The following is a 21,473-nucleotide window of genomic DNA, read 5'->3' as shown; positions in this document are numbered from 1 at the left end:
ATGGAAAGTCAATTGAAAGTACCTACCATGGCCGAACTGTTTGCGGCCGGGCAGCAACCAGAAGTCTTATTCTGGGTCGGTTGCGCTGGTAGTTTTGATGATCGGGCCAAGAAGATCACCAAGGCTTTTGTTAAAATACTGAACAAGGCTGAAGTATCATTTGCAGTTCTAGGTACCGAAGAAAGTTGTACTGGCGATCCGGCAAAACGCGCCGGTAATGAATTCTTGTTTCAAATGCAGGCGGTGACCAATATTGAGGTGATGAATGCCTACGAGGTTAAGAAGGTAGTGACCGCATGCCCCCATTGTTTCAATACGCTGAAAAACGAGTATCCCGGTCTTGGAGGGAACTATGAGGTGGTTCACCATACTCAATTCTTAAAGCAGCTATTAGCAGAAAAAAGAATTACCATAGAAGGAGGTGAATTCAGGGGTAAACGAATTACCTTTCACGACCCTTGTTATTTGGGGCGGGCCAATGGTATTTATGAAGCTCCACGTGAGCTGATTAAGAAATTGGATGCCGAGTTGGTCGAAATGAAGAACTGTAAGAAGAAAGGACTCTGCTGTGGTGCTGGAGGGGCACAAATGTTCAAAGAACCCGAAGAAGGAAGCAAAGATGTCAATATTGAGCGTACAGAACAAGCATTGGAAACTAAACCGGAAATTATCGCGGCTGCTTGTCCATTTTGTAATACCATGATGACCGATGGAGTAAAGAATAAAGAAAAAGAAGCTGCAATCGCCGTGTTGGATATAGCCGAAATGATAGCGAAAGCGGCTGATTTATAGAATCAAAAAGAACTGATCGATAAAGGGCACCCCACGCCTTTGAACCTAAGCCTATTTAAATATGTTAGTCGATTTTAAAACCTTGCCGGAAAGTGCACGAATTTGGATTTACCAAGCAAATCGCAGTTTTACCGATGAAGAATTACGGAATATTCGAAAAGAACTTGATGTTTTTATCACCGATTGGACCGCTCATGGAGCCGATTTAAAAGCGGGCTATGAAATTCGGTATAATCGCTTTTTGATTCTGGCCCTAGATCAATCACTGAACGCCGCCTCCGGTTGTTCAATCGATGCCTCGGTACATTTCATTAAACAATTAGAAAAACGGTACAGTGTCGAGTTACTCGATAAAATGAACGTTTCGTATAAGCAAGGAGAATTTATCGCCTATAAACCGTTAACGGATTTCAAAAAAATGGCGAAGCAGAAAGCAGTTTCGCGTAATACCATCGTTTTCAATAATTTAGTGACGAATAAAGGCGAGTATTTAGAACATTGGGAAGTGCCTGCATCTGAAAGCTGGCACAGTCGCTTTATGTAGTCTTCACTTTCATTAGGTGACACTCTTTGCAATGAATTAATCGATTTTTTCTGGTTGATAGTCGATTTTCGTGAAATGGCGTTCGGTTTGGTTTGAATTTTGGTTGACTTCAGTACAGTATATTAAAAATGCAATTCAACAATAACACAATATTCGATAGTGTTTTAAGTTATTTTCTAACACCGTCCCAGTATGCGAATCTTTAATGTTCTCCCATTTATGCTTTTAACGGCCTTCTGCCTAAACGCGCAGAAGAATCCGCTTGTCGTCGATGATAGTATTGCCCAACGAAAGTGGGTAGAGACGAAGTATAATAGTATGTCCTTAAATGAGCGTCTTGGGCAGCTTTTTATGGTGAGCGTAGCCTCTGACCAACCAAAAGCCGCTACTGATAGGATTACATCGCTTATTCGAGATGAGCATATCGGTGGGGTCATTTTCTCAACTGGTGGACCCGTGCGTCAAGCCAGGCTCACAAATGACTATCAAAAACAGTCCAAAACACCTTTATTAGTAGGAATGGATGCTGAATGGGGCCTTGCCATGCGGTTGGATTCTACGTATGCCTTTCCATGGAATATGACATTAGGGGCCATTCAGGACGACAAAGTCGTGGAGAAGGTCGGTCGACAAATCGGAAAACACGCCAAACGCCTGGGGGTACATATCAATTTCGCTCCTGATATTGATATCAACATTAATCCTAAAAATCCGATTATCGGAAATCGTTCTTTCGGTGAAGATCGGGAGAATGTGAGTAGAAAAGGTGTAGCGTTCATGAAGGGAATGGAAAGTGCAGGTGTTCTATCAAGTGGTAAACACTTTCCAGGACATGGAGATACGGCCACGGACTCACATCATGCATTACCCGTCATCAATTTCTCGAGAAAAAGGTTGGATAGTGTTGAAATGTATCCTTATCAAAAACTTATCGATTCAGGTCTGAGTAGTGTTATGGTAGCACACTTAGAAGTACCAGCGCTTGAATTGAAAAAGGGCTTGCCCTCTTCCTTGTCAGAACAGATTATCACCGGGATCTTAAAAGAGGAAATGGGTTTTAAAGGATTGGTTTTTACCGACGCCCTGAATATGAAAGGGGTGACCGATCACGGAAAAAACGGTGATGCCGAGGTCAATGCGTTTTTAGCAGGTAATGATATGTTGCTGATGCCTACAGTAGTTGAGCAGGCAAAGAAGAAGCTCACAAAGGCCTATGAAAAAGGGAAGATTACCGAAGAACGTCTGGCCGAATCGGTAAAGAAAATCTTAATGGCCAAGTATAAAGCGGGGTTACATAATTTCAAGCCTATTGACCTGAATCATTTGTATGAAGATTTGAATACCATCGAAAACGATCTGGTATATGAAGAAGCCATTGAAAATGCTATCACCGTAGTGAAGAACGATTTTTACTTGATGGGCATCAAAAGATTGGAGAACAAGAAGATAGCCTATGTGAAATTTGGCGATGCGCATAGTGGACCATTCATCAAAGAATTGAACAAGTATGCCAAAGTCACGCAGGTGAACGGAAAGGATATTGCGACCCTAAAAGGCAGACTCAAAGATTTTAATTTGGTCATTGTGGGGCACCACAAGAGCAACGAAAGTCCTTGGAAGGGGTACAAATTCACAAAAACGGAATTGACATGGTTAAGCGAAATAGCAAAAGAACGGGGCTCTAATCTCATATTGACTACTTTTACCAAGCCGTATTCCTTGTTGGATATTCCCTCTTTCAAAGGTATAGATGGCGTAGTTGTCGCTTATCAAAATAGTAAATTGGCACAAGAAAAGACGGCGCAGCTTATATTTGGGGCCATTCCCGGAAAAGGGGTCTTACCGGTTACCGCCAATACCGATTTTCCCGTGAATACAACAGTACAGCTGAAGTCTTTGGCGAGGCTTGGATATAGTTTGCCGGAGCGTGTCGGCATGAGTTCATCCAAATTGGCCAGAATAGATGAGCTGGTACAGAACGGTCTTGACTCCATGATGTATCCCGGTGCACAAGTACTGATTGCACGCAAGGGTAAGGTTATCTACAATAAGGGCTTCGGAAGGCCTACCTATAAATCAAAGGAAAAGGTCACACCTGAGCATATTTATGATCTTGCCTCAATTACTAAGATATTGGGTACGTTGCCGATTGTAATGAACATGGAGGAAGAAGGGGAAATTGCACTCGACGATACATTTGAAGAGTTGGTTCCGGAATATTCAGATACTGAAATAAAGGATGTAACAGTATTGAAAGCCCTTTCGCATTATGGCCGTTTGCCCTCGTGGATCGCGTTTTATGTAAGCACGCTTGATGAAAAAAGAAAACCTTCGACGGAGTTTTATAGAAGGCAACCCTTAGATGGTTTTTCGATTAAGGTAACCGACAATTTGTATTTGACCGATGCATATAAAGATTCCATATACAATAGAATAGGAAGACAAGATTTGAAATCGAATCGCTATCGCTATAGTGATGTGGCCTATTATGTGATGAAAAAGTATATTGAGGACACTAAAAAAAGACGTTTGGATCAGCTGGCAAATGATTTTCTCTATCAGCCTATCGGAGCTACCCGTACAAGCTATAACCCTTTAGAGAAGTTTCCGAAGAACCAAATCGTACCTTCTGAAGAGGATAATTACTATCGGTATCAAACCGTTCAGGGTTTTGTACATGATATGGGAGCTGCTATGCAAGGCGGGGTAGGAGGTCACGCTGGCCTATTCAGCAACGCCAATGACGTTGCAAAGATTATGCAGATGTATCTTCAAAATGGTACTTATGGTGGTACGAAGTTTCTGGATAGCCGTACCATACAGAAGTTCAATAAGTGTTATTTCTGCGATAAAAAGGTGCGACGGGGTGTAGGATTCGATAAACCTCAATTGGGAGATAGCGGACCTACCTGCGGTTGTGTTTCCAGAAAGAGCTTCGGCCATAGTGGATTCACCGGTACGTATACCTGGGCGGATCCAGAGGAGGAAATCGTTTATGTCTTTTTGTCGAATAGAACCTACCCATCAGCCTCAAACACCTTATTGGTGAAAACAGGTCTCAGAACTAGAATACAAAAAGCAATTTACGAATCCATAGTAAATTGATCCTCTTCATAAACTTTTTGTAAATATTTTGGTGTTAAATCGACTTAAGATAGGTTTTTACTAAATTTAGCCAATGAAGATAGCAATCGTATGTTACCCGACTTTCGGGGGAAGTGGAGTAGTGGCAACCGAATTAGGAATCGCCTTGGCCAATAGAGGTCACGAAGTCCATTTTGTTACCTACAAACAACCCGTTCGTTTAGAGCTTCTCAGCAACCGGATACACTTTCATGAAGTTCATGTACCTGAATATCCATTATTCAAATATCAGCCCTATGAACTGGCCCTATCGAGCAAGTTGGTAGATACTGTAAAGCTATATGGTATTGAGTTGCTGCACGTACACTATGCCATACCCCATGCTTATGCAGGCTATATGGCCAAAAAAATGCTGGAGGAAGAAAATATCTATGTGCCAATGATTACTACCCTACATGGCACCGATATTACTTTAGTAGGGCAGCACCCTTTTTATAAGCCGGCGGTCACCTTTAGTATTAATAACTCCGATGTAGTCACTTCGGTATCCGAAAACTTGAAACAAAGTACGATGCGTTCTTTCGATATTAGAAAGAATATTACCGTGATACCGAATTTCATCGACAAACGTAAGTATAGCACTTCTTTTACGGACTGTCAAAGGTCATTGATGGCCAACGATGACGAAAAAATAATGACCCATATCAGTAATTTTAGAAAGGTAAAACGTATTCCGGATGTAATTAAGGTATTTCATAAGGTTCAGCAAAAAATACCAGCGAAATTAATAATGGTAGGTGAGGGGCCGGAAAAGGAGGGAGCTGAATTGTTATGTGAAAAACTGGGAATATCGGACAGAGTCATCTTTTTGGGGAATAGTAATGAAATAGACCGTATTTTATGCTTTTCAGACTTGTTCTTGCTACCTTCTGAATCGGAGAGTTTCGGATTGGCAGCACTTGAGGCCATGATTAATCGTGTACCTGTCATTTCCAGCAACGCAGGTGGTATTCCGGAAGTGAACGAACATGGGGTCACAGGATTTTTAAGTGATGTCGGGGATATCGATGAGATGGCCGAGAACGCGATAACCATTTTGGAAGATGACACTGTTTTGGAGAAATTCAAGCAAGATGCTATGAAATCGGCGGAGAAATTTGACTTGATGAATGTATTACCTTTATATGAGGAAGTATACGAAAAAGCCTATAACAGTAGATTTGATGAATCATATAGCTAAAAAATCCTTTGTAGTGTTCGCGTTTCTTTTGGTAGCCTGCAATGGTCAAAAAAGAGCAACTGCCAAAGAGGGCGGTGCGGAGCAACAAACGGATTTTGAACTACTGGTCAGCGACTCATATAGTGGGGCCGAGAATTCGGAAACTATGGTCATCACTAGTACAAAAGCTTTAGTCTCGTTTTTCGCCCAAATAAATAAGACAAGAAAACCGGGTCTTCCAGTGCCGGATATCGACTTTGAAAAAGAGATGATTATCGTTACTTGTAGCGGACCACGCAATGACGGCTCGCTTCCCGTGCTCAAAATCAAGGAAGAAACTACTTCGGAAATGGTTTTGCTCTCAGCGCTTAAATCGTCGGAGGATGCACAATTTCAAGGTCTTACCTCCCCTTTTAGTCTATATAAAATGCCTTTGACCGATAAAGAAATTGTTTTCGAAGCGGCTCAATAAGCGCAGTTTGGGCCTTTTTGACTTTCTGACCGATATTACTGCATTTCAAAGTACTTTCTTTGTGACGTATGGATAGCACTCTAATTTTACATGATATAAGGACCCAAATCCTATTTTATCATGAGAAAAAATACACAAACTTTGCTTGTGTTGCTATGCTTGGTAGTACACTTTTCCAATGCCCAAGAAGTACCACAATTAACTTCAAAAGACAGTATCGTTCAAAGCTCTTGGATGGTGGGTCTCGGATATAACTTCGTCGATGATTCCGGTGATATGCTTCAAGACTTATTCGCGGTGAATTCGGAATGGAATGCACTTGCTTATCCCAATAGGGTAAGTATCGGGCGCTATTTCAAGAGCGGTATCGGAGTAGAAGCCATAGGTACGTATAACAAATACAAGGTAGGGAAGATTATCGATGGTAAGGTGAACCAAACAGAATCGGACTATTTTGCCATTGACAGTAGAGTTACCTATGACCTGAATAAATTAATAGGTGAAACCGCTTGGTTTGACCCGTATTTAGGGGGTGGGCTTGGTTATACAGATGCCAATAATACCGGAAGAACCACTTATAATGCCGTTATCGGTTTCCGTACCTGGTTTTCGGACCGATGGGGGTTGGATTTCAACTCTTCAGGAAAATGGCGAACCGGCGATTCAGGAACCAACCATATTCAGCATGCCGCTGGGGTAGTATATCAATTTGGTATTGAGAAAGAACTATCGAAGAAGGGGTTGAAAAAACTGGCCCTAATAGAAGCCCTTGAGGCCGAGAAGAAGCGTGTGAACGATTCTATAGCGAATGTTGAACGCGAAAGGGAAGCAGCTGAGTTGGCTGAACGTTTAGCTAGAGAAAAGGAAGCTGCCCAACTAGCGGCTGCAGAGCAGGCGCGATTGGACGCGGAGCAGAAACGTAAGCAGGATTTAAGGGATAGAATCGATGCCCTTGGCCATGTATACTTTGATTTGAATTCATCTTATATCAACCAACGTTCAAAGGGAATCTTGGATGCCTTGACCGTTATCCTTGATGAGAACCCCGATGTGAAGCTTAGGGTGACCTCACATACTGATTCGAGGGGGAAATCAACGTATAACAAATGGTTGTCCGAAAGGCGGGTAAAACGAACAGTAGAGTTCTTAGTTGCGGCAGGAATCGAGGAGGAACGCCTCGAAGCTGAAGCCTTCGGAGAGGACAATCTATTGAACGAATGTAATGACGATACCTATTGCCCCGAAGAAAAACATCAAATTAATAGAAGGTCGGAATTCATTATTACGAGTTTCTAAAATTCCAATAAATTATTCGTTTGACACCTCATTGCAATTGCGATGAGGTGTTTATTTTATAGAGAGGTCCTTAATTGAATAAATAAGGTCATACGGCCAATGTACATCTTCGAGATACCTATAGGCATTGCTATGAATATTGAGTCCATTATCGATCAGGCCTATGGTTTTCCAGCCAATTTTGTTGGGAGTGACGAAATCTTTTTTGATATTGTCACCGATGTAGTAATTCACGTTGCAAGCCAATTCGTTCTCTATGAGTCGATAGTTTTCCTCACTTGGTTTTTCGGTGCCGATTTCTCCTGAAATCACGACGAAATCAATAAGGGTATCGATTTTTAAGGCCTTTATCTTGTTTCTTTGAGTATTCGAACGCCCATCCGTAATAATACCTAATCTGCCTTTCTTTGACTTAATGGCTTTGAGAAGTTCAATAACCCCATCAAAGGGGGCTATATCAGGAATATGATTGCGATAGAATTCAAGAAGTTCGGTTATCGGAATGCCGTATCTTTCAGCAACGTATTCAAATACGTTTTCTTTATTGCGATACCTTGAGAAAAGGTCAGAAAACAGTTGATGCGAAGACTCAGGCTCTAATTTTTGAGCCAGTTCCTTATAGGCCGATTTTAAATAATCAAGTTCATTGTAAAGAGTGTCGTCAAGGTCAAAGACGATGGCCGTATTCGAATCAACCAGTATATCCATGCACTAAAATTTCGTCATCGTACCGTATCATTAACAGCTTATCTTCCCAACAATCAAATTTATCAGGGGTGCTTTCCATTAAGAAATACTCTTGAATGATCCATTTTGGGAAATTTGCACCTGCGAGATAGGAAAGTGGATACCCTCCACCGAATCGTGGATTAATTTCTATGGCGTAGATTTTTGTGTCGTCATTTTTGTGTTTGAAGAACTGTGCGGTCAAACATCCGACGGCACCGTCGATATGACCGAGATGTTGCTTGATATACCCTACTAGCGTATTGTTATCGGTCAATGCTTTGTATACTTCACCATCTCTAACCTCTAACCGTTTTCTCGGCACGGCACATTTCAATTGATTATCCTTACCGAAATAGAGATCACAGGTGAATTCTTCATAGAAGTCGTGATCTAAATATTCTAGGAACATCAGTTTCTCATTCTCAAAATGATAATCCGTGAGATCTTCTTTGGTTCTGATTAAATAAGTATCCACACTTCGGCTACCATCACAGGGCTTTATAAACATCGGTAGTTTATAGTCCTTCTTATCGTACTCTTTCGCTACTGCGACGCCTTTGGACTCAAAAAAACGATGGATTTCTCTTTTGTTACGGCATTTTTTCACGAATTCTGGAGTAGCGACCAAAGCGGTAATCCCATTATCTTCTAGCAGATGTTTGTTTTCCGCCAAAAGGAGTAATTCGGTATCGATTGTGGGTACGATAAGTCGGATGCCTTCCTTTTTGCATTTGGCCATTAACTCATCGAGATAGTCAGGTTTATCCAATCTGGGTAAACCGAAATGGTCGTCGGCGACCTGACAGGCTGCCGATAGTTCTGGTTTGGCGTCGGCGGCAAAAACTTTTGCCTCTGGGTAAAGCGTTTTTAGTTCTTTTTGGAAAGCTCGAACAAGGGAAACGCGTCTGCCGGCCGAGCTTATTAAAATATTCATATTCTAGTTTAACTTTAACAAAGTTAACATATTAAATTACTTTTGAAGATAAAGGTGTAGAAGAGGTGGGTTTTTTTCAGGTTTTGATAATCGAATCAAATAAATTTCAGAATGGCTTGTTCGTTCATTACGGATGAACCAAATGCCTACTGCACAAAAATCTATCTGATAGTTTAGTTGGTTTGCGTGAGAATAACAGAAACACAAGAGTAGGGGATACTGCGTTTATCTAAACACGTTTCGTAGGCTAAGAAATGCCAAGAACAGCCCCTTTCTATTTAGTATAGGAACCAATATTTTGTATATCGTTTTATTGTAGTCTTTTCCTAAGAATTTTTTTAGAGGGTAAACTTGAATGTCTTCAAATCTTTTGATAGTAGCCGTCACTTCTTTTCGTGGCAATCCATATCGGATACTTTTAATCAATTGGAAAAAAGCGAAAGACTGTTGACGTGCTTCTATTCGCTCGAGGCAGTCACCGATTCTTGGATGTTCATTGGTTCGAAGTTCCTTGATCTGCTCATTGAACTCAAACACATTTCGCTCATAATCACCTAATAAACGCCTGACATGGTCAATGTTCGTCTTTCTCATAATTGAGTTTGGCCTCATATAATAGCGATAGAAGTCCAATGGAATATGTGCTACCCGGTTTGCCGCCACCAATAATTTTGAGGTGAAATTCGCATCCTCGACAAGCCTTCCCTCAGGAAATACGAGTTTTGTCCTTCTAAGAAATTCCGTATTAATAAAATACCACCAGGCATTGTTTAGATAATAGTGATCCGCTATGAAGGCAATACCATCACTTGTTTTAGGGTTGCTTGTGGTGATATCGGAATGATTCGATGATTCCTTTATATCTAGACTTCCCGTTTCTAAAACCCCGACCCCTAAAAAATCAAGCTGTAGTTTCTCTAAAATAGAAATAATTAGACCCAAGGTGTTTCGCGCTATATAGTCGTCAGAGTCAATAAAATAAGTGTATTTTCCTTTGGCCAAAGGTATTCCCGTATTGCGTGCTCCGCTGAGTCCTTTATTTTCTTGATTGACAAGGGTGACATTCTCGTACCTCTCGGTGTAAGTTGCCACAATTTCAGCACTTCGGTCGGTGGCGCCGTCGTTGATCACCAATATTTCATAATCTTCTTTTGAAATATCTTGATCCAATAAACTGTCAAGGCAATTTCCAATGAACTGCTCTACGTTATAGGTCGGTACTATGATACTTAGTAGACACATGCTTTTCTATTAATCTTGAATAACCGTTGCTTTTAAACCTACCCGTGTCAACGACCGGGAAATGCACTTCAGTTTGACTTGGCCCCCTAATCTACATTTTAATAGATGCCCCATTTCTTATAAAGCATCGATTTCAATGTTTTTCGCTACGTGATTATCGATCAAATCCATTATTTTTTCATCTACCTTATAATCGAACTTTCTTGCAAAAAACTTATTCGAGTACACCAGTCTATCAAAATGCGCCGATTCTATGATTTTTGGATTATTTGACTGACTGAACCAATCGATGTACCAAAAATTATTATTAACTATTCTTTCTTTGAATGAAGAGTTCATGAGAATGGTTTGGAAAAACTGTTCGTCCGGACAATGCACATATTTGTGAAAGTGCACAAAATCAGGATTTTCGATACAGAATTCGCTCACATAGTCAATGGCTGACTTTGTCAACATAAACCATGCCCCTCCACCATAGAGGTTCTCAAATTTTGGGTAGCGACGTTTCGGAAGGGGCAGTTGACGCATTAATCTACCTAACTTCTGCCTAAACGGGCTTAAATGTGTAAAGTGGTACTTCTCGTAGCGCACTTGCCAATTGAGTCCTTTCGACGAAATCTCTTCCCATTCTATGAATTCTTTTCCTGAATTCTTTTCCAAAAATGAGATGATTTGTCGAACGGGTCTCAGAACATAATCTTGCCCGCTCATAAAAATCAAATAATCGTATACTTTGGACTTGATTTCAGCAAAGGAATTTAGCATCCCTTGTACTTGACTGATATTCGACCAGTATATAGGCACACGATTTTCGATAAATGTTACATGTTGGCCTAGTATCTTTTCGAATGGCTCAATATTCGTTTTTGAATCGATATTTACATAGATATCAATAGTATCGAAAGCGTAAAACGGTCGCAACATCCGGTCTATTTGCTCCGGATATTTATGTGCCTGTACTAGAACTACTAGGTTCATTTTTTAGTTTTTTTATAATTGGATGGTGGAAGTCTACGGGAGTGTTATTTTAAACTTCGCTCTAAATTACCTGAACTATTGCTTATATCACATTTTTTAAGTTGAAAACCTTGTTTTGTCGACCATAGTGTAATAAGTCGTATTTGTCGGTGCTCAATTATGACCAGTGAAACGTTCACCAGTAGCTCCAGTGTTCGAACCGACACCCTCTGATTTGAAGACCTTTAGAATCGTTTTCCAGATTATTTTTAAATCCAACAAGAAACCCATATGCTCCACATACCAAATGTCGTATTCGAATTTTTTCTTCCAAGAAATCGCATTTCTTCCGTTTACCTGGGCCCAACCTGTAATACCGGGTCTTACCGCGTGCCTTTTTCGTTGTTCTTCAGTATACAAATCGAGATAGTCGACTAGCAGCGGTCTTGGTCCTATAATACTCATATCACCTTTGAGCACATTCCACAACTGAGGTAACTCATCTACAGAAGACTTTCTTACGAAGTGTCCGAAGGCAGTGATTCTTTGCTCATCCGGTAAAAGTTCTCCGTTCGCGTCTTTTTTATCGTTCATTGATTTGAATTTCACGATACTGAAAACTTTTTCGTTTTTTCCAGGCCGTTTCTGAACGAAAAATGCTTTTCCTTGGGTACTTAAAACTAAATAAGTAACAACAATTAGCGGGCTTGACAATATCAAGACAATAGAAGCCACCAAAATATCGATTATGCGCTTTAGAAAAAGTTTATACATGATAACATATTGATTTCATATCTGCGGTGGTTCGTTCTTGATTTAAGTTCATTGTTCTATTCCTATTGAATAGCAAGATTATTTTTTTTTGAGATACTCTTTTAGTGTACCGTCCCACACGATTTGTTGCTGATATTTTTTCGAAATGACACCTCTAATAGATTCGTTGGATTCCTGGTATACTTCTTTGTTTTTCAGGCAATTGGACATCGCTTCTTTCAAAGCTTCCGTATTTTGTATAGGCACTATTTCTCCATTGACCCCACTCTCTATTATTTCGTTTGAACCATTGATATCGGTAACGATACTAAATTTTCCCATAGCGCCACATTGTAATACAACATTTGGAAAACCTTCGCGGTAGCTAGGGAAAACAAAAACATTGCAAATGGCGAAATAAGGCCTAACATCGTGTTGAAATCCGGTTTCAATAACGTTAACGTTAGTTTTAATAGCTTTCATTGTCGCCGCGGGCAAAGGATCATGTTTGTTTTCATAAGGTCCTACTAAAACCAACTTTATATCTGAACGGGAGCGGCTCAATTCAGAAAAGGCGTCTAAAAGTTCGGTGATTCCTTTTTCCGAAACCAATCTGCCCACAAAAAGAAAAACAAAGTCGTCTGCGGCTATGTTCAATTCATCTCTCTTGGCATTTATGGCAGTACGATCAAAGCGGTCTGGATTAAAATGGGCAACGTCAATGCCATTAACATTCCCATTTGAAATAATCTTAAGCGGTTTTTTAGTGATTTTATAGTTCAATAGGTCATTTTTGACCCCTTGCCCCTCTGGGTATAGGTCTGTAGCACAGAAGCAGATGATACGATTGAAAAATATCAGTAACCTCCTCATCAGTCCCGTTCTTGACGGAAAAACCAATCCTGTAAAGGTGTGTGCCCTGTTTGGCACACCTGCAAAATAGGCCGCAAGCATACTCAGAAGACCTGCCTTGGGGGTAATGGAGTGAACCATGAACGGTTTCTCTTTTCTGAATAGTCGATAGAGCTTATACAAGCTGTTAAGGTCTTGAACCGGACTTATTTTTCGTTCAATGCGCAAAGGGATTGTCTTAATGCCCTCGTCTATCGCTAGTTGTTTCGAACTTTCGATTCCCGAACCTACCCCGATAATCTCAAAATGAGTGTTGAGATAATTGAGTTGACCCTTAAGAAGAATTCGCAAGGAATCAGAAAGAGCGGCGACCCTGATAATCTTATTTTTCATCTGGAATCACGGTATTTTCCATAAAGCCCCAGGTAACTTTTGGCCATGGTATCCAAATCATACTTTCGTGATCTTTCAATACAGTTTTTCACTGTGGTATTGTAGAAACTTTCATCTTTCAACAAGCGCTTGATAATATCGGCCAGTTGGTGGTCGTCATTTTTTTCGAATAAGATACCGGCGTTTTCGACCACTTCCGTAAGTCCTGGAACATCGGATGCGACAAAGGGACGACCACTGGCCATACCTTCAACACTGGACAATGACAATCCTTCGTAATGGGAAGATAGAACAACCACATCGGAGGTCTTCAGCAGTCTAGGTACATCATCCCTGATGCCCAAAAAGGAAATTCGATCGGTCAACCCTAAAGAAGCGACTAGATTTTCACATTTTTGCCGTTCTTGCCCTTCACCTACCAAAAGAAGTTTTGCATCTGGAATGAGCTTCATTGCCCGTATTAGCGTACCTTGATTTTTTTGCGGACGAAATGCTGAAATTTGAATTATAAGTCGTTCCTCTTTGCCTACCCCAAAATCCTTTTTTTCATAGGGTTCTGCGTTCGAAATTGCAGCTAGATTCACGCCATTGAAAATCAATTCTATGGGTACCTTCTTACTTGAGATATGACGTTTCATATTTTCAAGTACCGTTTCTGAAATCGCAATATGACAATCGTACTTCTTGTACATGAAACGTTCGATAGGTTTGTAAAAAGCACTGCTCATTCTTCGATTATCGGTATTGTGTTCCGTATGAATGAAGACACTTTTCTTACTTGCATATTTCGACAAGGCGACCCAGTAAAAAGGAGGAAAGAGATGCGCGTGAATTACATCGTACTCATATCGTTTGAGATGCTTGGCAATTTTAAATACACATGACGGATGGTATATATTAGTGTCTGAACCCAGGGAAAAAATAGATATTTGCTTGTTTTTCTCCAATTGCCTGCTCAATGGGGTGTCATATGACTTCAATAACAAAATACTCACCTGATGCCCCTCTTCAATGAACTTTAAAGAAGTTTCTACAACTAACTTTTCTGCCCCTCCGGGAAGAAGAGAATTTATGACCTGTAAGATTTTAAGGGGTTTCATAGTGGAAAAACGCTAATTGCGTTGAGTTTCGTATTGGGTGCCTAGCGATACATCAGCATAAATGCTGTAAATGGTTTCTAAATCCTTGGAATCAAAATAATCCTCGTCCGTTTTGTTCTTATTGTAAATCTTGTTCTTTTTGAAATATTCAAAACATCTAGGGTCTTTTGAAAGATTGAGATGATTCAAAATAGAACCAATGGTTTCTTCTGGACTTTGAATGAAATCGGTATAACGCACATCTAAAACTTCAACACCGGTTTTTTCAATTTCCATATCGGTGATGTTGGAAACTTTTTTGGTTTGAAGTGCCGTAATAGCTACGCGATTACCCACATTTCTTTCGGCAAACTTTTTTTCTTCATCCGAATAAACACCGGTCCACCAAAGCTTTGTAGCACCCAAATCCTCCCAAAAATCACTTTTGATCAATGAGCTTACTGTAGGTACCGGATTTCTGTGTATCCTGACGAATTGAGCATCAGGAAAAATACTTAGTAAATACTCGATTTTTGCCGGCCCGGTCAACTTAAAGGCCAATCTTTTTTTTCTTTGGTACCTGACTATTTTTTCAAAATAGTCCCTTGCTCTTTTTACCGTATCTTCTGAGGCGCGCTGCCCAATTAAAAAATCTCTTCCGAAATCAAGCTCTTTTTCTAGATTTTGGGACCAAATCGTGTAGTTTTCACTGGATCTAAAGGCGTATTTATGTTGGCTATAGATTTCCCAAAACGGATTCTGAAACAGAAACCGCAAAAAGTTAATCGCTAATGATTTCGGAAAAATGTTGTGCCAATTTGAAGGAAACCCCAAATCCTTGTGGCGCATGGCAATGTTCGAGATAATGGTCGTGCCAGAACGGGGGTTACCGATAAAAATTATAGGCTTTTTTAAATAATCGCCAGATTTGGAGCTCATAAAGGTATTTTATGAATGGGAAGCTAGATATGGATTTTCCTTAGAATTAATGAATTTTATTGTTTCTAAGTCCTTAGCTTCGAAATATTCTTCGTCTTTTTTGTTTCTATTGTAGATTTTGTTTTTTATGAAATAAGACATACACCCCTTATCTTCAGGTAGACCTGTATACTCCAAAATCTTCCTTATAGTATCTTCCGAATCTTGAACAAAATCTTGATAATGAACATCAAAAACATCAGCCTTCATCTTATCGATTTCATAATCAGTTACGTCGGCTACTTTCTTGATTTGAAAAGCTGTCATTGCAACCGGGTCATTTTGATTCGCTTGTGCCCAATGTTTTTCCTCATCTGAATACGCCCCGGTCCACCACAATTGTTTCTCTCCTAAGGGCTCCCAAAAACTGCTTTTTAATAAAGAACTCACCGTAGGTATGGGCTTGCGGTGTATACGAACGAATTGAGCATCAGGAAAAATACTGAGCAAAAACTCAATCCTTGAAGGCCCAGTGGTTTTGAAGGCAAGCCTTCTCTTACCTTGTTTCCGAACAATATCCCTAAAATATGATCTTAGAAAAGCGACACTTTCATCGCTCGCTCCAGTATCTAGCAAAAACCCACGACTAAAATCGATTTCCGATTCCGTGATTTCGCGCCACATACCATAATTCTCACTAGTTCTAAATACGATTCTGTTGATAAAACTAACTTTATTTAGTTGTTTTTTCTGCCCATGAATTCTCCAAAACCGGTTATCAATAAGCCGCCTAATATAGTTTAGGTTGCGATTATTGGGGTAGCGATTTTGAAACTGGGAGGCAAAACCGATATGTCGGTGCCGCATCACAATCTCCGAAATGACAGAGGTGCCAGAGCGAGGGTTCCCTATGAAAATAATAGGTTTTTCTAGCTCTTTATAGTATTTATGGCCAGTTGACATATTCTTTTTATTGCACTATCATGCCCGCTGCCACCGTTTCATTGGTGCTCTCATCGATTAGAATCAAACTACCAGTGGCCCTATTTTCACGATAGGAGTCGATCATAAGCGGTTTTGTGGTTCGAATACGCACTTTACAAATATCGTTCATGCCCATATCCTTGTCCTCAAAATTTCGACCTAAGGTTTCGATGTCGATTTTGTAGATGACCTCTTTGATCATTGCTGTTTGCTCATTGGTGGTATGTCGTACCGTGTATTTCGCGCGCGGTTTTGCAGGGGAGTTGTTCATCCAACAAAGCATGACTTCTAAATCCTGCGCCGGTTCGGGCTTGTTATTCGAACGCACGATCATATCACCACGACTGATATCTATATCGTCTTCTAAGGTCATTGATACGGACATTGGGGCATAAGCCTCTTCCAATTCACCTTTAGGGCCTTCCACGGTCTTTACTTTAGATGTAAATCCGGATGGCATCACGGTCACTTCATCACCGGGTCTAAATATACCACTGGAAATCCTACCCGCATAGCCACGGTAGTCAATAAAGCCATCACGTTGTGGTCTTAATACAGTCTGTACTGGAAAACGTGCATCTACACTGTTAAAGTCACTACTGATATGTATGGTTTCTAAGGTATGAAGCATTGGCGCCCCATTGTACCATGGCATATTTTCAGACCGATTTACCACATTGTCTCCCAATAGGGCACTTATCGGTATAAAACGAACATCTTGAACCAATAGCTTAGATGAGAAATCTTGAAATTGCTTTACAATGTTATTGTAGGCTTCTTCTTTAAAATCTACAAGGTCCATTTTGTTGATACAAACCACCAAGTGCGGTATTTGTAGAAGCGAAGCAATGAATGAATGTCTTTTCGTCTGCTCTATTACCCCATGACGGGCATCTACTAAAATTATGGCAGCATTTGCGGTAGAGGCACCGGTTACCATGTTTCTAGTATATTGAATATGTCCCGGGGTATCCGCTATGATAAATTTCCTTTTTGGAGTAGTGAAATAACGATAAGCAACGTCAATGGTAATTCCCTGTTCGCGTTCATCTTTAAGCCCATCGGTAAACAAAGCTAGATCTACGCCCTCGTGACCTTTTTTCTGACTAGTACTTTCTATGGCTTCCAATTGGTCTTCAAAAATCGATTTTGAATCGTATAAAAGTCGTCCGATCAACGTACTTTTTCCGTCGTCGACGCTACCTGCGGTGGTAAATCTTAATAATTGATTGTTATTTAATTCCATCTTGTTTTTCTTTAAAAGTAACCTTGTCTTTTTCTGTCTTCCATCGCGCTTTCCGAACGTTTGTCATCAGTCCTATTTCCTCGTTCGGTTTGTCGCATACCGGAAACTTCCTCCGCGATTTTTTCAAGGGTATCGGCGTCTGATTCGATACCTCCCGTAATGGTGATGTCACCAAGGGTACGGAATCTTATCTTTTTAGTAACGATTTCTTCTCCCTCTTCCAATTTTAAGAACTCTGAATTGGGAATCCATGAATCGCTTCTCCACACTACTTCGCGCTCATGGGCATAGTACAATGATGGAATAGCTATGTTTTCTCTACAGATATAGTTCCAGACATCCATTTCCGTCCAATTACTTATCGGGAAAGCTCTAAAGTGTTCTCCTTCGAAATGTTTGCCATTGAAGAGATTCCATAATTCAGGACGCTGGTTTTTTGGATCCCATTGACCAAAATCATCTCTATGGGAAAAGAAACGTTCTTTGGCCCTTGCCTTTTCTTCATCACGTCGCCCTCCACCAATTGCACAATCGACTTTATTCGCTTCTATTGCATCCAACAGGGTTGTAATTTGTAGCGCATTTCTGGTAGCATTCTTTCCTCTCTCTTCCGCAACTCGTCCTTGGTCAATTGATTCTTGAACAGAACCAACTATCAGATTTACGCCAAGTTCCTTAAGTGTGTCGTCTCTGAATTGGATGGTTTCCGGAAAGTTGTGTCCCGTATCAACATGCATCAAGGGAAATGGAATTTTGGCTGGATAAAAAGCCTTTTTCGCTAAATGGGCAACCAAAATGGAATCTTTTCCTCCCGAAAAAAGAATTACCGGGTTTTGAAATTGTGCCCAGACCTCCCTAAGAACATAAATAGCTTCAGATTCTAATTCGTCAAGGTAATTTAAATAGTATTTACTCATTTTTTGAGTCTTAAATGGTTTTCGATTTTATGATAAATAATTTCTACGGATTCCTCAATGGAATTCTCATGGGTTACTTCCGCATTAGGATTTTCAGGCGCTTCGTATGGCGATGAAATTCCGGTCATGTTCTTGATTTCCCCTTTACGAGCCTTTGCATATAATCCTTTAACGTCGCGTTGTTCACAAACCTCAAGGCTTGTATTCACAAATACCTCGACATAGTTTTCGGAGCCGACAGTGTCTTTGATCAAATCACGATCTTTTTTGTACGGTGCTACAAAGGCGGCCAAAACGACCACACCTGCATCAACGAACAATTTGGCAATCTCTCCGATTCTACGATTGTTCTCGGAGCGATCCTCAGGACTAAATGAAAGGTCCTTGTTAATGCCATGTCTTATATTATCGCCATCTAAGGCAAAAGTTTTTATGCCATTGGTATGCAATTTTTCTTCTAAAGCGTTCGCTATGGTCGATTTTCCGGAGCCCGATAAGCCCGTAAAAAAAATCAGCATAGACCTATGTCCATTGCCTGTTTGGCGGTCATTGCGATTTACCCCATAGGTATGTCGAACTATATTTTTTTCCATCTCTTTGATCTAATGATTTTATCGAGGCCAAAATTAATACGATACCACGCACGTTCATGTCCATAATATAATATCATTTTGGTAATAACTTCGGCTCCACCTATCTTCAGGCCGGTGAGCGGGTCTCCTGAGATAATCCAGGACAATGCAATGGTGTCCAAGGTACCAACAGCACGCCATGAAACAGTTTTTAATAGGTGTCTTTTTCTACTTTCGGGAATACCTACCCTAAGCCAGGCCCTTTCATGCACATAGTATAGTATCATTTTAGTCACTACCTCGGAAAAACCGATTTTTAAACCGGTCATGGGATTTCCGGTTATCACCCACGACAACAGCACGGTATCCAATGTGCCGACAAAACGCCAAGTAAAGGTTTTGGCGATATGTCTTTTATGGGAAATTTTACCCATTAGCCGTGATATTTTGCCCATAGCTCCCATTATTTTCGAACCAAGAAGAAGGGATTTAAAAGGTTTTCCTTATTGTAATCAAGTTCTTCATTCGTTTGTTGCGAAATTACATTTAAACCTACTGCATTGCAAATAGCTTGACCAGCTGCAGTATCCCACTCCATAGTTGGGGCAAAGCGCGGATACACATCTGCTTTGCCTTCCGCGACCAAACAAAATTTTAACGAGCTTCCTTTTGAAACAATATCAACCTCATTGAAGTTCGGTTTTATAGAATCGATATACTCTAGTGTGCTTTCGTTCATATGAGATCTGCTCCCTACAACTCGAACTAAGTCTTCGTTATGGGTGCTCGGTGCTATTCTGTCTTCCTCTGAAAATAGCTCCTTGATTATGTTGTGTTCTTTACTCAAAATAGATTTATAGGCCTCTTTTTTATTTACATCAGCGTAATAAAGCTCACGTGAAACTGGAACATAAATGACGCCAAAGGTAGGTTTACCTTCTGTACATAAAGCAATATTCACGGTGAACTCGCCATTTTTTTTGATAAATTCCTTTGTGCCATCTAGAGGATCGACAATCCAACAGGTTTTCCAGTTCTTACGCACGTCGAAATCAAGTTGTTTGTTCTCTTCGCTAATGATGGGGTGCTGCGTAGTTTGCAAAAGCTTCACTATGGCCTCATTGGCCGCTTGGTCTGCAAGAGTTAGTGGGGAATTATCTTCCTTCTGTTCAACTTGAATATCAGGACCTTCGTAGATTTTCAGAATTTCTTTGCCTCCAGCAATAGATGCCGTTATGGCTAATTGTAAATCTTTCTGCATAAATTAAATATCGTATAAGTGTAATTAATACTCGAAATTTTAAGGCTTCACAAGAATAACGCAGGTTTCTGCTAAATGATATAAATAATGGTATCTTTTTTATCAAACGTATGTGAGTTGCCGCTATTAGGACAGGGGTGTTACTTCAAACGAACTTCTTTCAATAGGTATTCCCATTTATCACCAACATTGCTCATTGAAAATTTTTCTAAAGCCAAGGGGGCATTTTTCTGTAATTCTGCCCTAAATATATTGTCATCGATTAACCGAAGGAGTCCGCTAACCATCGCCTCAATATTCTGATTTTCGATGAGTAGACCGCTTTCTTCATTGACCAAAATGTCGGAAGGACCTGAAATGCAATCATACGCAATACACGCGGCACCTTGGGAGCATGCTTCCAATAGGGTCATTGGGAGTCCCTCAAAGCGTGAAGGTAACATGAAGATTTCCGCCTTGTTTAAAATATCCTTGATGTCCGTTCGATATCCTGAAAATTCTATGTTTGTAACATCTGCTTCTTCGACCATCCTTTCTAAGATTTCCCTACCATGATCACCGGCACCTATAATTTTGAACAACCAGTCCGGTTTTTGGTCGCCCACTAACTTTGCAATTTTGATCAAATTATCAAAACCCTTGTGATGGTAACGGTTTAATTGGCCAATAGCAACAATCTCTTTTTTGCGCTTGGATGACAGGTTTTCGGCAATCTCAAAAGAGCAAGGATTTGGCATGACTACAACCTTCTTGTTCTTCTTTGAAAAATAGTTCAAATCGAAACTGGTCAGTATGGTAACCGCATTCGCCATAGGATACAGAAACGTCCATAAGAATTTTTCTTGATAGGTGTAGCGAGAGAGGTGGTTGTTATGTTCTGAAACGATTATTTTTATACCGTATATTTTGGCCACGGGAATTGTCATATACCCTAATAAATCAATATGTGAATTCATAATATCGGGTCTGTTCTCCTTTTTCTTGTAAAAGGAAAGCAAGCTGAAAAAACCACTAAAAACAACCGATTTAATTAAGGGTTGTTCGTGAAGTCTAACTCGTTCGACCGCCTCATTCAAGGGGTATTGATCGCCACCAGTAAAGGAGATAATCCTTATTTGATGTCCTTTATCATCGAGATAGTTGGCAATGAGGCTGATAACGCGCTGTGCGCCACCATCGGTCATTTTACTTATAAGGAAGTCTATTTTCATGGTTTTTCGGGGTGTTTC

General features: G+C 40.4%; 21 protein-coding genes. 6 read left to right on the top strand and 15 right to left on the bottom strand.

From position 1 onward, the window contains the following. From ACKWCA_RS19195 to ACKWCA_RS19170, 6 genes are all read left to right on the top strand, one after another. Complete coding sequence (locus tag ACKWCA_RS19195; protein ID WP_413979852.1) at positions 1–792, top strand: (Fe-S)-binding protein; 792 nt, start codon at positions 1–3, stop codon at positions 790–792. Positions 793–853: 61 nt separating this feature from the next. Continuing rightward, a complete protein-coding gene (locus ACKWCA_RS19190) occupies positions 854–1,336 on the top strand; it encodes an ABC transporter ATPase (protein ID WP_413979851.1) in 483 nt (160 codons plus the stop codon). A gap of 192 nt (positions 1,337–1,528) precedes the next feature. Continuing rightward, positions 1,529–4,441 (top strand): glycoside hydrolase family 3 N-terminal domain-containing protein, encoded by a 2,913-nt coding sequence (locus ACKWCA_RS19185; protein ID WP_413979850.1) that lies wholly within the window; start codon positions 1,529–1,531, stop codon positions 4,439–4,441. Between the two features lie 73 nt (positions 4,442–4,514). After that, on the top strand, positions 4,515–5,660 hold the full coding sequence (gene bshA, locus ACKWCA_RS19180; protein ID WP_413979849.1) for an N-acetyl-alpha-D-glucosaminyl L-malate synthase BshA: 1,146 nt from the start codon (positions 4,515–4,517) through the stop codon (positions 5,658–5,660). Next, positions 5,644–6,111, top strand: a complete 468-nt coding sequence (locus tag ACKWCA_RS19175) for a hypothetical protein (RefSeq protein WP_413979848.1) — start codon at positions 5,644–5,646, stop codon at positions 6,109–6,111. The genes bshA and ACKWCA_RS19175 overlap by 17 nt, the downstream gene beginning before the upstream one ends. 120 nt (positions 6,112–6,231) lie before the next feature. After that, the gene (locus tag ACKWCA_RS19170; protein WP_413979847.1) at positions 6,232–7,407 is read left to right on the top strand and encodes an OmpA family protein; all 1,176 of its coding nucleotides are present in this window, start codon (positions 6,232–6,234) and stop codon (positions 7,405–7,407) included. Positions 7,408–7,458: 51 nt separating this feature from the next. On the opposite strand, the gene ACKWCA_RS19165 is transcribed toward ACKWCA_RS19170, so the two are convergent. From ACKWCA_RS19165 to ACKWCA_RS19095, 15 genes are all read right to left on the bottom strand, one after another. After that, positions 7,459–8,115: an HAD family hydrolase gene (locus tag ACKWCA_RS19165; RefSeq protein ID WP_413979846.1), complete on the bottom strand. Its 657-nt coding sequence runs from the start codon at positions 8,113–8,115 to the stop codon at positions 7,459–7,461. Continuing rightward, positions 8,099–9,070, bottom strand: a complete 972-nt coding sequence (locus tag ACKWCA_RS19160; protein ID WP_413979845.1) for an ATP-grasp domain-containing protein — start codon at positions 9,068–9,070, stop codon at positions 8,099–8,101. The genes ACKWCA_RS19165 and ACKWCA_RS19160 overlap by 17 nt, the downstream gene beginning before the upstream one ends. A 225-nt stretch (positions 9,071–9,295) precedes the next feature. Next, positions 9,296–10,312, bottom strand: coding sequence for a glycosyltransferase (locus tag ACKWCA_RS19155; protein ID WP_413979844.1), 1,017 nt, complete (start codon positions 10,310–10,312; stop codon positions 9,296–9,298). 117 nt (positions 10,313–10,429) lie between these two features. Then, complete coding sequence (locus ACKWCA_RS19150; RefSeq protein ID WP_413979843.1) at positions 10,430–11,290, bottom strand: beta-1,6-N-acetylglucosaminyltransferase; 861 nt, start codon at positions 11,288–11,290, stop codon at positions 10,430–10,432. A 153-nt stretch (positions 11,291–11,443) separates the two neighbouring features. Beyond that, positions 11,444–12,043 carry a sugar transferase gene (locus ACKWCA_RS19145; RefSeq protein ID WP_413979842.1) on the bottom strand — a complete coding sequence of 200 codons (600 nt, stop codon included), beginning with the start codon at positions 12,041–12,043 and terminating at the stop codon, positions 11,444–11,446. Positions 12,044–12,121: 78 nt separating this feature from the next. Then, positions 12,122–13,267: a glycosyltransferase family 4 protein gene (locus ACKWCA_RS19140; protein ID WP_413979841.1), complete on the bottom strand. Its 1,146-nt coding sequence runs from the start codon at positions 13,265–13,267 to the stop codon at positions 12,122–12,124. Further along, a complete protein-coding gene (locus tag ACKWCA_RS19135; RefSeq protein WP_413979840.1) occupies positions 13,264–14,367 on the bottom strand; it encodes a glycosyltransferase in 1,104 nt (367 codons plus the stop codon). Before ACKWCA_RS19135 ends, ACKWCA_RS19140 begins: the two co-directional genes overlap by 4 nt. A gap of 12 nt (positions 14,368–14,379) precedes the next feature. After that, the gene (locus tag ACKWCA_RS19130) at positions 14,380–15,285 is read right to left on the bottom strand and encodes a sulfotransferase family protein (RefSeq protein ID WP_413979839.1); all 906 of its coding nucleotides are present in this window, start codon (positions 15,283–15,285) and stop codon (positions 14,380–14,382) included. 9 nt (positions 15,286–15,294) lie between these two features. Continuing rightward, positions 15,295–16,227, bottom strand: coding sequence for a sulfotransferase family protein (locus ACKWCA_RS19125; RefSeq protein WP_413979838.1), 933 nt, complete (start codon positions 16,225–16,227; stop codon positions 15,295–15,297). A 7-nt stretch (positions 16,228–16,234) separates the two neighbouring features. Beyond that, positions 16,235–17,494, bottom strand: a complete 1,260-nt coding sequence (locus ACKWCA_RS19120; protein ID WP_413979837.1) for a sulfate adenylyltransferase subunit 1 — start codon at positions 17,492–17,494, stop codon at positions 16,235–16,237. Positions 17,495–17,505: 11 nt separating this feature from the next. Beyond that, positions 17,506–18,411 (bottom strand): sulfate adenylyltransferase subunit CysD, encoded by a 906-nt coding sequence (cysD, locus tag ACKWCA_RS19115; RefSeq protein WP_413979836.1) that lies wholly within the window; start codon positions 18,409–18,411, stop codon positions 17,506–17,508. Then, the gene (cysC, locus tag ACKWCA_RS19110; RefSeq protein ID WP_413979835.1) at positions 18,408–19,004 is read right to left on the bottom strand and encodes an adenylyl-sulfate kinase; all 597 of its coding nucleotides are present in this window, start codon (positions 19,002–19,004) and stop codon (positions 18,408–18,410) included. Before cysC ends, cysD begins: the two co-directional genes overlap by 4 nt. Then, positions 18,989–19,417, bottom strand: a complete 429-nt coding sequence (locus ACKWCA_RS19105; protein WP_413979995.1) for a DUF2061 domain-containing protein — start codon at positions 19,415–19,417, stop codon at positions 18,989–18,991. Before ACKWCA_RS19105 ends, cysC begins: the two co-directional genes overlap by 16 nt. 29 nt (positions 19,418–19,446) lie before the next feature. Beyond that, a complete protein-coding gene (cysQ, locus tag ACKWCA_RS19100; RefSeq protein ID WP_413979834.1) occupies positions 19,447–20,244 on the bottom strand; it encodes a 3'(2'),5'-bisphosphate nucleotidase CysQ in 798 nt (265 codons plus the stop codon). A gap of 140 nt (positions 20,245–20,384) precedes the next feature. Continuing rightward, the gene (locus tag ACKWCA_RS19095) at positions 20,385–21,455 is read right to left on the bottom strand and encodes a glycosyltransferase (protein WP_413979833.1); all 1,071 of its coding nucleotides are present in this window, start codon (positions 21,453–21,455) and stop codon (positions 20,385–20,387) included. Positions 21,456–21,473: the final 18 nt, after the last annotated feature.

Source organism: Maribacter corallii, assembly GCF_047345415.1.
Taxonomy (GTDB): Bacteria; Bacteroidota; Bacteroidia; order Flavobacteriales; family Flavobacteriaceae; genus Maribacter_C.
This window is presented reverse-complemented; position numbering and strand designations above follow the sequence as displayed.